The sequence below is a fragment of the Mycobacterium sp. 5-140-3-2 genome, from assembly GCF_035666375.1.
In the GTDB taxonomy this organism is placed as follows: domain Bacteria; phylum Actinomycetota; class Actinomycetes; order Mycobacteriales; family Mycobacteriaceae; genus Mycobacterium; species Mycobacterium intracellulare.
The window spans coordinates 1,920,307-1,933,732 of record NZ_CP142025.1; the positions used below are offsets into that span (position 1 = coordinate 1,920,307).

Consider the following 13,426-nt stretch of genomic DNA (forward strand, 5'->3'; position numbering starts at 1 on the left):
GCGAATACTCTCGACGAGACGACCTGCTCGGCGGGTAAGGAAGGACGACCGCGTGACGCAAACCGTGGGCGGCCAGCCGTACTTCCACCCGTCCGACTTCGAGATCGACGACGCCCCGTATCCGGTGTGGCAGCGCATGCGTGATGCCCTGCCCCTCTACCACCACGAGAAGTATGGATTCTGTGCGCTGAGCCGATCCGAGGGCGTCGCGCGCGATCTCACCAGTTGCGACGACTACCGCTCGGGCAAGGGCACCATCATCGAAGTCATCCTCAAGGCCTCCCTCCCTGCGAGGTCATGACGTGGCGAATACCGTTGACTCCAACACTGCTACGGGCTCCGTCGAACCGGTTGATGCCAGCGCGTCAACGCTGCTGACCAGGGCCGGGTGGGGGCTTTTCACCGTCGCTTACCTGGCCTTCGCGGTATTGACCGTCGCGACCGTTCAAACGGGCACTCACGGGGATCCCCGCACCACCAATCCCACCCCGGGCCCCGTGCCATATCCGCCCTTCCTCGGGTTCGATAACTGGCCGCTGGTAGTCGCCTTCAGTTCCATTCCGATGGCGCTCGGCCTGATCGGATCGTTGGTGTGGCTCTCGGTGCGACAGCGCAGGCTGCATTGGGCGGTGGTAATCGCGTTCGCAGGCCTGATCACCGGCGCACTGGATCCGTTGGCTAACTGGGCGACGTTCGCGATGTTCGACCCGCGCATGCTGCACTTCCCGCGGTCATGGCCGTATATGAACATCTCGCCCAACCTGGAGCCCGCGTTGTCATTCCTGGGGGGTTACGCGGCCTATTACCTACTCAATGGGCTGGGAATCCTGCAACTGCACGACCGCTTCTTGGATCCTATGGTCCGGAGAACCAGTTGGCTTGCGCGCCATCGGCTTGCCGCGGTTTTCTTCGGTGCGTTCGTGATCGCCATACCGCTCAACGGGTTCGTCCAGTTCAGCTGGTTGAGGTTCGGTATCTTCTACTACTCCGAGGCGGTGGGCCCGACGCTGCGGATCGGCCACATCCATTTCCCGCTCATCATGGCGGTGTACGACTCGTTCATCTTCGCGATGGTTGCCGTCATGTGTGTCCGCGACCAAGGGGGCGAGCTGGTGCTGATCAACCGGATCGCCCGCCGGCTTCCGGCGCGGTCGGGCCGCAAACAGGTCACGCTGACGCGCCAGCTCCTCGTTTCGGCTTCGGCGGGCCTCGTATCGTTCGGGGTACCGCTGGCGGTGTTGTCCGGGCTACGGGTCGCGGGGCTGTCCGCACCCGCATATGAGCAGAACCCGTATCCGAATGTCAAGGTATACGACCCGTATGGGCATCTCGAGGAATCGGGCAAGCCGGGGCCCTTCTACACATGAGCCCGATCCGAAGGGTCCCCCACCAGCGTGTCGAATCGATAATCGCAATTTCGTTGATCGGAGGCAGCGGTGATGACTGACCACGGTTTCGGCCGCCATCGAGTCGTCCACATCGGTACGGGTCTCACGGGAAGAGAAGCGTTGCGGGCCACGATTCTCGATCCGGCACTGGACCTTGTCGGGATAAAGGTGTCGACACCGAGCAAGGTCGGCACAGATGCGGGTCGGCTCTGCGGGGTGGCGGACGTGGGAGTGACGGCCACCGACGACATGGCGGAAATCATTGCGCTAAAGCCCGATTGTGTGTCCTACTGTGCGACGGCGGTGCGGCGGGAGGAGGACGCGATCGCGGATATTGCCGCGCTGCTGGAATCAGGGATCAACGTCGTTACAATCTCGACCATCCCGATGGTCTACCCGCCGGCTGCGCCGAAACACTGGCGTACCGCGCTCGATTCGGCCGCGAAGAAGGGCAATTCGACCCTTTACGCTACGGGTAGCGAACCCGGATTCATAAGCCTCAACCTTCCGACCGCCCTGCTCGCCGGCGCGGGCACCGTCGATTCGTATCGGATGGACGAGTACGCGGTGGACTTGGACAAGTCCTATCCGATCTGGGATGTGTTGCACGAGTCAATGGGTTTCGGCAAGCCGGATGGCCACGTACCCGCCCGGATAGCTTCGGGCAAGGTGAATCACGACTGGGAGGCGGTCGTGCGTTACCTTGCGGACGTACTTGGGATCGAACTCGACCGTGTGGAACTCGACTGGGAGACTCTGCTCGCTCCCGTTGATCTACCAACTGCTGTGGGCGTGGTGCCGTCGGGAACGATCTGCGGGCATCGCTGGCAGCTTTCCGGAGTCGCCAACGACCGGCCAGTAGTGGCAGTCCAATATTTCGCGACGGTGAGTTCGACACCGTGGCCCGAACACTGGCCGAAGCCCTCGCGCGTGGAACAGGGCGGAATGGTCTTTCGTGTCGAAGGAAATCCCAGCATGAGCCTGGAACTGTACCTCGAACCGTCCAAGGAAAATCACGTCAATCCGGGAATCACGGCCACCGCGATGGCCGCGGTGAATGCCATTCCTCGCGTGGTGGCCGCAGCGCCTGGCGTCATCGAATGGCCCCTGGCCGGACCCGAGATCGTTACTCGACTCTCCCGCACCGGACGGTGACCCTATTCGCGCTGTTACACGGCGGGCTGCATTACGGCTCCTGCTGGGATGCGGTCACCACGGAGCTGGCGCGGCGAGGCCATCGCGTGATCGCACCTGATCTCCCAGTCGACGACGACTCGGCCGGGGCGCTGAAGTGGGCGCAAGTGGCGATCGTTGCGATTGAGCGAGAAGCTGACGGCGCATCCGACGACGTTGTCGTTGTCGCGCACTCGATTTCGGGACTTTGCGCACCGGTCATCGCCACGCTGTACCCGGTGCGCCGAATGGTGTTTGTCGGTGGCCTCCTGCCCGTCCCGGGCCACTCGTTCGTCGAACACCTGGCCGCCAACCCCGATGCGATCACATTTCCCGAGCCGCAAGAACAAGGTACCGGACCGTTCGGTCTTACCTGGGAATCGGTGCGGGAAGGCTTTTACCATGATTGCCCGGAATCGATGGCACGTCATGCGTTCAGCGAACTACGGCACCAGGCGTTCACCGTGTTCACGGAGCGTTGCCCGATCAGCCGCTGGCCCGATACGCCGTCGACCTACGTGCTCATGCGGGACGACCGCGCCGTGGGGGAGTCGTGGGCTCGGCGCAACGCGGTCGGCAGGATCGGGGCACGGGTCGTCGAATTGGACGGCGGCCACTCGCCGTTCTTTGCCCGTCCGGCCGAGCTGAGTGCGGTGCTGCTAAGCTTGGACGACCCCGACGTCAGCTGAAATTGCAGCTGCGGTAACAAACTTCGACTCATCTGATGCCAGCCACGCAACCGCGTTCGCGACGTCCGCGGGCATCGTCGCCGCGTAGGCAGCAGTTGCTTGGTGAAGCCGTATTGTCGATGAGGGTAACGGCGCGGTCCGATGTTCACCGTCTCGCGAAATCCAGCGCGTTGCGGGGCGCGGTGATCGGCAGATCCAGTGATGTGGCGATGCCGGGAGCCGCATCGATGACGTACGGGATGGCGTTGACAACGCGCATGGCCGTCGCCTCCATGGCGTTGTCATTCGCCGATGCCGCGGTGCCTTCGGTACCGAAGCGAAGGTCACAGTGGATGTGCGGTTCACCCTCGATCACGATGCGGTAAGTGCCGTGTGGCGCCGACGCCCACTGCGGCGCCAGGTCGGGAGCCATGCGGTTGATGTGCTCGATGGTGATCACCGGATGGCCGGCGACTACCCCGGTGGTCTCGGCCCTCACTGCTCCGCAGGTGCCGGCCGGAATCAAGCCGCACGCCACGTGTAGGTCGCGTGGCGTGATCACGCGCTCGTAGCGTTCGGTGATCTCGTCGAGTTCGACGTCGAGGGCGCGGGCGACGAGACCGATCGGTGGTCCCCAGGCGAACTGCTGTGCGCCCTCGAGTTCGAGCATCGGTTTGAAATCCAGTGGGCGACCGAAACCCATGGCGTCGAACATCAGGTACTCGTTGGGATAGGCCGAGTAGTCAAAGATCTCTTGTGCACGGACCGAGCGGATCGTGTTAGACAGGGTGGACAGTATGACGGCGAACTGGTCGCCGGCGAAGCCGGGTTCGATACCGGACGTGTATATCGTGGCGCCGCCGGCGAGCGCCGCGGCCCGCACCTGATCGGCCAGGTTGGGAATCCACCGGTCGGGAAACATCATTCCGGGCGTGTTGGTCGTGACCACATTGATGCCGGCCCTCAAAATGCGGAGATAGTCGCGCACCGCGGCCGCATCCATTTCGTCGCTCATGGCCGCATACACCACGCAGTCGGGCTTGAGCTTGATGATGTCGTCGAGATCGGCGGTGGTCGTGACGCCGATGGGGCCGACCCCGACTACCTCACCGGCGTCGCGGCCCGCCTTCTCGGGACTGTGCACCCATACGCCGACCAGGTCGAGGTGTGCGCGGCGGTTGATCGCGCGCAAGGCGATGCTGCCCACTCCACCGGTGGATATGACTGCGACGCGTAAGATTTGGTCTACCACGTCAATTGCTCCTTCGTAGGGTGCTTTTGCGCTACAGGTCGGGAATTGGCAGGGACGAATTCGGCCCCTGGAGGCCACCGTCGACGATGAAGGTCGAATTGGTGGCATAGCAATCGCGGGTGGACAGATATAGCGTCAGTCGGCCGAGGTCCGCGACGTCGCCGATACGATGCAGGGGCGTCAGCTCCTTCAGCTTCCCCTCGGAGCCCGGCATGAGGTCGAAGCTTGACTGCAGTCCGGTCGTCATAAAGGCGCCCAGGGCGATGGCATTTACCCGGATCTTGGGGGCGAGCTCCTGCGCCATGGCTCGGGTCAGAGCTTCGAGCCCGCCCTTGGCCACGGAATAGGGCAACAATCCACGGATTCCGAATCGACCTGCACCGGAGGAGATGTTTACGATGGAGCCCCGTCCCACCTTCAACATGTGGGGCACCGCGAGCTGGCTCATGATGAAGGCAGAAGTGACGCAGTAGTCGAACGTCTGCCGAAGGTTGTCGTCGGTGAGGCTCAGAAATGGGCCATACGTTGCGAAACCAACGTTGTTGACAAGGATGTCGATTCGGCCGAACTTGTCGACGGCGGTTTGCACCACGCGTTCGCTGTCCGAACGTTTGAGTGCATCGGCAGTGAGCGCGAGGCCTGTACCGCCGGCTAGTTCGATATCCTTGACCGTCGCTTCCACCTCGGACGAAGTTCGTGCCGTGCCAACGATGGTGGCGCCCGCTTCTGCGAGTACCTTGGCGATGCCTTCGCCGACGCCGCGTCCGGCGCCGGTGACTATCGCCACCTGACCGTCCAGCTTGAATTGTTCGAGTGCCATGAGCGCCTCTCCGCACGGGTTTTGGGTTCGCAGCGGCGAATCTACCGTAATGAGAATCAATATTTCCGGTTATCGGAAAGCGCCCTTTAGGGTGTCGTAGAGTCGTTCGTATGCCGCAGCCACAGTTGCACCACGTCGTGTTCGCGATCGGCCTCGAGCGGCTCGACCGCGCTGCGGAGTACCTGAGCGCATTGGGCTTTCAGTTCGAGGCTTTCGAGCTCGAGCACCTCGGCCTGCAAATCCGACTCGACTGGGACCGCGGTTTCGAGCTCATCGCTCCCACCGCGGCTGCACCGACGGACGCGGGCACCGCGGCGGAGTTCTTGTCCCGCAACGGCGACGGCCTGTTCTCTGTCGTGATTCGTACCGCGGATTGTGATGCTGGCGAACACATCGCGGCGCGATACGGCGTCAAGCCCGACTTCCGGCAGCGGCACGAAGGTGACGGCTTCGAGCTGACCGAAGTCAAGCTGGAGCCGTTGTTCGGCATTCCGTTGACACTGATGACCACGAATATGGCAGACGGGCAGCCGGTCACCCCTTAGGGTGCGCCAACAGTTCGCTGAGCTGTTGCGCCAGCTCCGACTTCTTGACCTTTCCGCTCGCGGTGAAAGGGAGTTCTTGCTTCGCGGTGACCCAGATGAACTTCGGAACCTTGTACGCCGACAACCGGCCACGCAGTTGCGCCCGCAAGGACTCGCCGTCGAGCGCCGAGTCGCCGCGCGGTACCACCGCCGCCGCGACCACAGTGCCGTGCTCCTCGCTCTCGGCGCCCACCACGTATGCCTCCAGCACGCCGTCGCAGTCGGCCAGCGCCCGCTCGACCTCGCTGGGTGTGATGTTGGTGCCGCCACCCGTCTTGATCAGATCGCCCAACCGACCGGTGAACCTGATCCAACCGTCGTTGTACTCGACGCCGCAGTCGCCCGTCCGGTAGTAGCCGTCTGGCGTGAACACCTCTTCGCGCTCACGTTTGTGCAGGCGTTGCATCAACGAGTATCCGCGAACCCAGATTTCGCCCGGCGCGCCGACGGGCACCGGCCGCCCCGTGTCAGGGTCGACGATCAGATGGTGCAGCCCTTCGATGGATACGCCACCGGTTTCGGACCGCTCGGGCGGCTGCGGCACATAGGGGTCGACCCCAATGTGGTTGCCGCACAGTTCCGTCATCCCCAGCGCGTTAGGTCCCTTGGGTCGACGCGCGGGCGGCACCATCGCGGGCATGCTGGTCCGTTGCACCGAGCTCAGATCGCGTCCAGGAAAATCGGGATGCTCGGCCAGAGTCTTGCCCTGCTGGGGCCAGCCCAGCGTGATCGTCGCCCGGTGGCGCTCCATGAGTTCCAGGGCCTCGGCCGCGTCGAACGCGGGCTGGGTGACCAGCGTTGCGCCGTGGTGGATCACGGCATGCAATCCGGTGATCAGACCTCCCACCCAGAAGAAGGGCATGGCGGTGAACATCACGTCGTCGTGGGTGACCCCATAGGTGAACGTGAGGTTGTAGGTATGCCGCACCAGCGCGCCGTGGGTGTGGACGGGACCCTTCGGGTCTCCGGTACTGCCCGAGGTGTAGATGATCGTCGCGTCGTCGGCCGGCGTTACGCACAGTTCCACATCGACCAGGAAGTCGGTGTCGCTGGCCGACATGTTGCCATCGCCGTCGATCGTTGTCGTCCAGGCCTGATCGGATGGCCCCCACACGGCAACGGTCCGCAGGAACGGCGCTTTGGGTACGGCGATGCGGCCCGGCTCGCGCTGATCCGACAGCCCCGGCAGCGCCTCCCGGAGGCGGGCGAGGAAGTCGTGATTGCGGAACCGCGACCACGTCAGGATCGCGTGCAGGTCGGCATGGCGTGCGGTCCAGGCGAGTTCGGACGCCTGGTAAAAGGTGTTGAGCGGCACCGCGACCGCGCCGATGCGTGTGGTGGCGAACCAGGCCAGGGCCCAATCGACGCTGTTCGGCATCAAGATTCCGACGTGATCGCCCTTGCTTATACCCTCCGCCAGCAGGGCGATCGCCAGCGCAGCCGAGCGCCGGTCGAGGTCGATATAGGTCAATTCCTGACCATCGGCGATGAGGAACGGCTTGTCCCCGAAACGTGCCGCGCAGGATCTCACCAGAGCGGGAATCGTGGGCAAGATCTTCGGGAAGGGCATGAGCGCAGGATAGTAGCCTTTGCAGAAAACGAGAACAAAGGTTCTCATTCGTTGCTTTCGGTCTACAATTCCGCCATGGCCGCAGAAGCGGGGCGTCGGTCCACTGGCGATCGTTTGGACCGGGTCGAATCGAGTCTCGCGATCAGCCAGCTGCCCAGTAGATACGCGATGGCCCTCGACGCCCGGGATCTCAACGCGCTGGTGGCGTTGTTCGTCGACGACGTCGACGCCGGCGCGGAGGGCCACGGCAGGGATGCGCTGAAGCGTTGGTACGACCGGGTACTTCGGCGGTTCTACCGCAGCATCCACCTGATCTGCGGCCACCAGTTCGATTTCATCGACCCTGACCACGCGACCGGATCGGTGTATTGCCGCGCCGAACACGAGGACGGCGACGGGTGGTTTGTGATCACGATGCGTTACGACGACGTCTACGAGCGCCGCGGCGGCCAGTGGTGCTTCGTCAAGCGGCGGGAGCATCCTTGGTACTCGGTCGACGTGACGGAGCGCCCGGGTCCGGAATTCATGCGCTGGCCGACCGACGTTCGGTTGCGTGCGGCCATGCCCCAGCGCATGCCGACGTGGCGGGCCTTCTGGGCCGACGGAGATCCCGCGCTGCCCGAGCGGTTATCGGCGCGCCCATAGCCTCCGGCGCCGGTTGCCTCACGCGCCGACGCGGTTTACAAATCCGTTCGAAACTGACATTCTCACATAATGCAATCGTGCGTTTTCGCCGTTGCAAGCCTGCCGGTGCGCTCGCACCCGTACCACTGAGACCAATGGAGGCCGTCATTTCCGACGACAAAGTGCTCAGCGGCGTCCGCGTGTTGGAGGTCGCGGCGTGGACCTTCGTCCCGTCGGCCGGCGCCGTGCTCGCCGAGTGGGGCGCCGAGGTTATCAAGGTCGAGCCCCGCGAGGGCGGTGATCCACAGCGTGGCCTGGTCACGATGGGCATCGTGGACGAGGGCGGCGGCACGGTCAACTACATGATCGAGATACCGAATCGGGGGAAGAAGTCGATAGGCGTCGATCTGAGCACACCCGGCGGCCAGGACGTCATCCGTAAGCTCGCTGCCACGTGCGACGTATTCCTCACCAGCTATCTGCCGACTCGCCGCAAGAAGATGGGCATCGACGTCGACGACATCAGGGCAGCGAATCCCGGCATCGTGTACGTGCGCGGGTCAGGCCACGGCCCGAAGGGTCCCGATTCGGACAAGCCTGGCTACGACGGCGTCTCCTACTGGGCGCGCGGCGGCATCGCCGCCATGCTCACCGAAGACGGCGACGAGTTGGTGCGGTCGCGGCCCGCCTTCGGAGATCTCCTCGGGGGCATGGCGATCGCCGGCGGGATCGCGGCCGCTCTGTACAGGAAGGCGACCACCGGCCAGGGTTCGGTGGTGGATGTCTCCCTGCTCGGGCTGGCCGCGTGGAACCTCAGCCCCGACGTCGCGGTGAGCCAGATTCACGGTGGCAGCTCGATCCCGAAGTACAGCCACGCCGACGCACCCAACCCTCTGGTGGGGACCTACCGCACCAAGGACGACCGCTACGTCCAGCTGATGATGCTGCAACTCGACAAGTTCTACCCGGAAGCGATGCGCGCCATCGGCCTGCCCGAATTGGTCGAGGATGAGCGGTTTGCCAGTCCCGCAGCACGTTTCGCCAACCGCACGGAACTCATCTCGCTCATGGACGAGGTGTTCGCAAAACGCACACTCGCGCAATGGCGCGAACAGCTGGCCGAACTCTCTGGCGCCTGGGGGGTTGTCCAAACCCCCGGAGAACTCTGTGATGACCCGGCGGTGACCGCCAACGGCTATGTCGCGAACACCGCCACGATGAACGGCTCGCCATACTCGTTGCCCACAAACCCCGTCCAGTTCGACGAACGGGCCGTTGTCCCGCCGGGCGCACCCGAACACGGCCAGCACACCGAAGAGGTCTTGATGGAGGCAGGCTTGGACTGGGACACCATCGCGACCTACAAGGAAACCGGGGCGATCCTATGAGTGCAACGCCATCGCAGATCGCTTCTGAGAATCCTGTTGATTTCGACCCGTTCTCGGACGACTTCTTCAATGGAGCGTTCGACACGTACCGTCGGCTGCGCGACGAGGCTCCCGTTTATTACAACGCAAAGTGGGACTTCTGGGCCTTGACCCGTTACGACGACGTGGCGCCCGCTACCAAAGACTACGAAACCTTCTCGTCTGCCAAGGGCGCCACGCTGGACATGGTGCAGGCGCACGACGATGCGCTGCCGGTGCCCAAAGTGATCATCTCGATGGACCCGCCCGAACATCAGAAGATGCGCCGGCTGGTGAGCAACGTGTTCACCCCCCGCGCCATCGCCGCGCTGGAAGACATGGTGCGCGAGAAGGTCTACGAGCGCATTCATGCGCTCGACCCGTCCTCCTTCGACGTGGTAGCCGACTTCTCGGCCCTGTTTCCGAACGAGGTCATCACCACCATGCTGGGAGTGCCGAAGCAGGACCGCGACCAGATTCGTCTCTGGCTCGATCTGCTGCTTGAACGGCGCCCCGGTGAGATCGCCACCACCGCAGAGGGTTTCGAGGCCTCGACGAAGACGGGGATCTATTACTACAACCTGGTGCAGAAGCGCCGTGCCGAACCCTGCGACGACATGATCAGCCGGCTCATCGAGACCGAGATCGAGCGAGACGGGCAGGTCGAGAAGCTCACCGATGTGGATATCACCGGCTTCGCGACCATGCTCGGGGGAGCGGGCGCGGAGACCGTCACCAAGCTCATCGGCAATGCCATGGTCGCCTTCGCCGACTTTCCCGACCAGTGGCAGAAGTTGCAGAAGGACCGTAGCAAGATTCCGGCCGCGATCGAAGAGTTGCTGCGCTACGAAGCGCCGTCACAGTACCAGGTCCGCACCGCTACCCGCGATGTGACGTTGCACGGCAAGACAATTCCCGAGGGTAGCGCCGTCCTGCTCGTCACGGGTTCAGCGACGCGCGATGAGCGGATGTTCCCTGATCCTGACCGATTGGACATCGACAGGGAGCGCAAAATGGGCTTCAATCTCGCCTTTGGCTACGGCATACACAGTTGTTTGGGGGCCGCGTTGGCGAGGATGGAGAGCCGCATCGCCCTAGGCGCGCTGCTCGATCTCCTCCCCGAGTACGAAGTCGATCGCAGCGGGTTGCGGCGGGTGGCAATGTCCAATGTTTGCGGGTGGTCCAATGTCCCCGTGCGCAGAATTAGATGAAGTGTTGCGGACGCCGACATTGGCCAGGCGGTGATCGAATTGGCCGACCTCGCCGACGCCGGCGACGTGATCGCCGGAGAATTGCTGGCGTGGCTGTACGCGCGGCTGGCGAGATACAAGTGCCTCGGTCGATTTCATTCACGCGGTGCCTCCCGCGCACCGACGCGTGAAAGTTGAACAAGCATCAGCTCGCCCGAGAACTCGAATCGTGCAACAAGAGCCGGGGTCGGCGAGCGTGAATGGGCTGGAGTCGAGCTGACAGCACACAGTCGACGGAGGCCCAGGGCCGGCCGCTGCGATCCGACGCTAAACGCGATCGAATCCCAAAGATGATCGTGCGCGACGTCAGGGGAACGTCACGACGACCTTGTCCGCGGCGCCGGGGGTGGCCGCCAGCCGCAGTGCCTCCTCGACGTCATCGAACGGAATTGTGTGGCTGATGATGACGGCGTACTTCTGCCAGTTGGCCACCAGATCCTTTGTCACCTCGAAGATTTCGTCCGGGTATCCACAGGATCCGACGATCTCGATTTCGTTGCCCATCACGTTGAGCAGCTCCACGGACACGGGTTCCTTGTGGACGCCCACGATGGTCAATCGCGCGCCCCGCTTCGCCGCCGACAGGACGGTGTCGACGACGGCGTTCGCGCCAGCAGCGTCGAGGTAGACATCAGTCCCGACCCGACCGCCGAACATCGACTCGCCCTCGCCGTGCAGTTCCAAGAGCCGGGTGACGACGTCCTCCTCGGTGGGATCTATCACGGCGTTGGCGCCGACCTGCAGCGCCTTTTCGAGACGGCCCGAAATTGGGTCGACCACGACCACGTGGCCCACGCCGAGCGATTTGAACGCCAGTATTGCCCCGAGGCCCACCGGTCCGGCGCCGAAGACGACGACCTTGTCTCCGGTTCGAGGGTTGCAGCGATTGGCGCCGTGCAGGGCGACGGCCATGGGCTCGTTGAGCGCTGCGACCTCCCACGGTATGTGGTCGGGTATGACCTCGAGACTGCGTCCCCGCGCCGCGTTCTCGATGAGTAGGTACGGTGCCAACGCCCCTGTGGTGCCGCCGTTTCCGATGATGCCGCTCGGGGCGCTCATCGGGTTGACGACCACGTGATCGCCGACCTGGATCCCTACGACGTCCGCGCCCACCTCGACGACTTCACCGGCGGGTTCGTGGCCCAGAGGCATGCGACCCTGCATCGGTGGGACCCCGCCCATGGATATGTAAATCCCGTCGGACCCACACACGCCGCAGGCACGCATTCGCAACAGGACGTCGTTCGGTCCGGTTTGCGGCTTCGGAACATCGAGTAACCCCGTCTCGCCGACGGCAATGACTGTCGCTTGCTTCATGGCATCGGCCGATCGCCGTCAACGCGCGCAGGATCGGCCGCCCCCATGGCGAAGAAGCTCTCCATTACGGGCTGCATCACGCGGTTGACGAGTTCGATCCGGGGACCGATCGGTCCTTTGCAGTACGCCCAGAGCGTTTCGCCTTCGGGGGTTAGACCCCGCCCCTCGACAGCAAAGTGATTTGCTCGCAGCGCCGCGATGTCGTCATCGATGTCGTCGGACCAGTATCCGAGGTGGTGTAGGCCCGAGGTCGAAGGGGTCCACAGGGTGTTGGGAACGGCCTGGACGAGTTCCAGTCGTGGTTCGGTCAGTGAGAACGCCAGCCGTAGGGGGATGGTGTCGACCCGGCCGTCGAGTTCGACCGTCTGGTCCACCTCGAAAGCCTGAGTCCACCGGTGACCGACTACGTCGGTGAGGAAAGCCATCTCGGCGTCGAAGTCTTCGACGACGAGTCCGCAGTGGTACAGATCGTCTGCCTTCATTCTCGTTGCCCTTCTTCCATTTTCATTGCCTTTCTTCGTGCGCGTTGTGGGACGGCGTTCAGATGGACGCGAGTAGTTGCCGCGCCGCTTCGATGCCGGGACGCAGTCGCTCGGCTGCCCCGGTACCGGCGAGGGCCGCCTCGCGTTGCGGCATCTCCAGGCCGACGACGACGTCCCTGGGGAGCTCGGCCAGGTACTCCTTGAGGGGCACCTCACCGGCGCCGGGGACCAGTCGCTCGTTCATGGCCTCGAAGTTGTAGTCGTCGAATCGGCTGGTCATAGTGGTATCGGACAGCTGGATGTATCCGATGCAGGCCGCCGGAATTTCTGCGAGGTCTGCGGGTCGCGTGCCCAACCGGGCGATGTGCATGGTGTCGATCAGCAGGCGGAATTCGGGCCGGTCGACGTACTCGACCACCGTCATGCCCGTGCGGAGGTCTCCGATGGTGAAGCCCGGCACGACCTCCGTGACTGTACTCATTCCACGCTGGGCAGCCATCTCGGTGATCGCGGCGAACTCGTCGCAGCTTCGGCGTAGATCGGGTTCGAAGCTCACGACATTGACCTTCTGGGCGCCGAGCTCGGCCATCAGGTCGAGATCGGCTGCCAGACTGGCGGAGTCGCGTTCGGGCAGGATCAGCAGTCCCTCGCCCAACGAGATTTTCACACCGGTATCGGCCAGGGCGGCGATCACCTCGCGCCGCAGACGTGTGTCGTCCTTGAGCGAATACGTCGGGTAACCCAATTCGGGCAGCGGCACCCCGTACAGCGCCGTGGAGATGTAGTGGCAGCCCAACTCCGCAGTGAGAGAGATGAATTCGAGTGGCGGCATGCCGAAGATGCTCAGGAATTCGATGCCCAGCCGGTCCATGGTGTACTCCGATCGGTGTGA

14 protein-coding genes are annotated in these 13,426 nt (G+C 63.7%); 8 read left to right on the forward strand and 6 right to left on the reverse strand.

The genetic code is table 11. From position 1 onward, the window contains the following. The first annotated feature begins 52 nt into the window (after positions 1-52). From P6281_RS09220 to P6281_RS09235, 4 genes are all read left to right on the forward strand, one after another. Complete coding sequence (locus tag P6281_RS09220; RefSeq protein ID WP_009976100.1) at positions 53-301, forward strand: hypothetical protein; 249 nt, start codon at positions 53-55, stop codon at positions 299-301. Position 302: 1 nt separating this feature from the next. Further along, a complete protein-coding gene (locus tag P6281_RS09225) occupies positions 303-1,367 on the forward strand; it encodes a spirocyclase AveC family protein (protein WP_014384315.1) in 1,065 nt (354 codons plus the stop codon). A gap of 252 nt (positions 1,368-1,619) precedes the next feature. Continuing rightward, positions 1,620-2,543, forward strand: coding sequence for a dihydrodipicolinate reductase (locus P6281_RS09230; RefSeq protein WP_014379733.1), 924 nt, complete (start codon positions 1,620-1,622; stop codon positions 2,541-2,543). Further along, positions 2,540-3,250 carry an alpha/beta fold hydrolase gene (locus P6281_RS09235; protein ID WP_009976107.1) on the forward strand — a complete coding sequence of 237 codons (711 nt, stop codon included), beginning with the start codon at positions 2,540-2,542 and terminating at the stop codon, positions 3,248-3,250. The genes P6281_RS09230 and P6281_RS09235 overlap by 4 nt, the downstream gene beginning before the upstream one ends. A gap of 145 nt (positions 3,251-3,395) precedes the next feature. Here the strand turns inward: P6281_RS09235 and P6281_RS09245 are convergent, their stop codons facing one another. Both P6281_RS09245 and P6281_RS09250 read right to left on the reverse strand, forming a co-directional pair. Further along, positions 3,396-4,481 (reverse strand): NAD(P)H-dependent amine dehydrogenase family protein, encoded by a 1,086-nt coding sequence (locus tag P6281_RS09245; RefSeq protein WP_023879872.1) that lies wholly within the window; start codon positions 4,479-4,481, stop codon positions 3,396-3,398. A gap of 31 nt (positions 4,482-4,512) precedes the next feature. Then, positions 4,513-5,301, reverse strand: coding sequence for an SDR family NAD(P)-dependent oxidoreductase (locus P6281_RS09250; protein ID WP_201408190.1), 789 nt, complete (start codon positions 5,299-5,301; stop codon positions 4,513-4,515). Positions 5,302-5,438: 137 nt separating this feature from the next. Between P6281_RS09250 and P6281_RS09255 the strand changes: the two genes are divergently transcribed. Further along, positions 5,439-5,846: a hypothetical protein gene (locus tag P6281_RS09255; RefSeq protein WP_233425324.1), complete on the forward strand. Its 408-nt coding sequence runs from the start codon at positions 5,439-5,441 to the stop codon at positions 5,844-5,846. On the opposite strand, the gene P6281_RS09260 is transcribed toward P6281_RS09255, so the two are convergent. Beyond that, positions 5,836-7,455: a class I adenylate-forming enzyme family protein gene (locus tag P6281_RS09260; protein ID WP_009956520.1), complete on the reverse strand. Its 1,620-nt coding sequence runs from the start codon at positions 7,453-7,455 to the stop codon at positions 5,836-5,838. The genes P6281_RS09255 and P6281_RS09260 overlap by 11 nt on opposite strands. 114 nt (positions 7,456-7,569) lie before the next feature. Between P6281_RS09260 and P6281_RS09265 the strand changes: the two genes are divergently transcribed. The 3 genes from P6281_RS09265 (at position 7,570) to P6281_RS09275 (ending at position 10,696) form a co-directional block, all read left to right on the forward strand. Continuing rightward, positions 7,570-8,100: a nuclear transport factor 2 family protein gene (locus P6281_RS09265; RefSeq protein WP_009956519.1), complete on the forward strand. Its 531-nt coding sequence runs from the start codon at positions 7,570-7,572 to the stop codon at positions 8,098-8,100. A gap of 134 nt (positions 8,101-8,234) precedes the next feature. Further along, positions 8,235-9,467 (forward strand): CaiB/BaiF CoA transferase family protein, encoded by a 1,233-nt coding sequence (locus P6281_RS09270; RefSeq protein WP_014379739.1) that lies wholly within the window; start codon positions 8,235-8,237, stop codon positions 9,465-9,467. Beyond that, on the forward strand, positions 9,464-10,696 hold the full coding sequence (locus tag P6281_RS09275) for a cytochrome P450 (protein ID WP_009976113.1): 1,233 nt from the start codon (positions 9,464-9,466) through the stop codon (positions 10,694-10,696). Before P6281_RS09270 ends, P6281_RS09275 begins: the two co-directional genes overlap by 4 nt. A gap of 345 nt (positions 10,697-11,041) precedes the next feature. Here P6281_RS09275 and P6281_RS09280 read toward each other — a convergent pair whose 3' ends face one another. From P6281_RS09280 to P6281_RS09290, 3 genes are read right to left on the reverse strand one after another with little or no spacing between them, the layout of a single operon-like run. Then, a complete protein-coding gene (locus tag P6281_RS09280) occupies positions 11,042-12,052 on the reverse strand; it encodes a zinc-dependent alcohol dehydrogenase (protein ID WP_036458588.1) in 1,011 nt (336 codons plus the stop codon). After that, positions 12,049-12,534: a VOC family protein gene (locus P6281_RS09285; protein ID WP_324738825.1), complete on the reverse strand. Its 486-nt coding sequence runs from the start codon at positions 12,532-12,534 to the stop codon at positions 12,049-12,051. The genes P6281_RS09280 and P6281_RS09285 overlap by 4 nt, the downstream gene beginning before the upstream one ends. Positions 12,535-12,592: 58 nt before the next feature. Beyond that, complete coding sequence (locus P6281_RS09290) at positions 12,593-13,405, reverse strand: sugar phosphate isomerase/epimerase family protein (protein WP_009976120.1); 813 nt, start codon at positions 13,403-13,405, stop codon at positions 12,593-12,595. Positions 13,406-13,426 lie beyond the last annotated feature (21 nt).

Coding starts and splice junctions, on each gene's coding strand:
- P6281_RS09275 (WP_009976113.1), top strand. CDS start 9,464: ATGAGTGCAACGCCATCGCAGATCGCTTCTGAGAATCCTGTTGATTTC.
- P6281_RS09280 (WP_036458588.1), bottom strand. CDS start 12,052: ATGAAGCAAGCGACAGTCATTGCCGTCGGCGAGACGGGGTTACTCGAT.
- P6281_RS09270 (WP_014379739.1), top strand. CDS start 8,235: ATGGAGGCCGTCATTTCCGACGACAAAGTGCTCAGCGGCGTCCGCGTG.
- P6281_RS09285 (WP_324738825.1), bottom strand. CDS start 12,534: ATGAAGGCAGACGATCTGTACCACTGCGGACTCGTCGTCGAAGACTTC.
- P6281_RS09250 (WP_201408190.1), bottom strand. CDS start 5,301: ATGGCACTCGAACAATTCAAGCTGGACGGTCAGGTGGCGATAGTCACC.
- P6281_RS09260 (WP_009956520.1), bottom strand. CDS start 7,455: ATGCCCTTCCCGAAGATCTTGCCCACGATTCCCGCTCTGGTGAGATCC.
- P6281_RS09290 (WP_009976120.1), bottom strand. CDS start 13,405: ATGGACCGGCTGGGCATCGAATTCCTGAGCATCTTCGGCATGCCGCCA.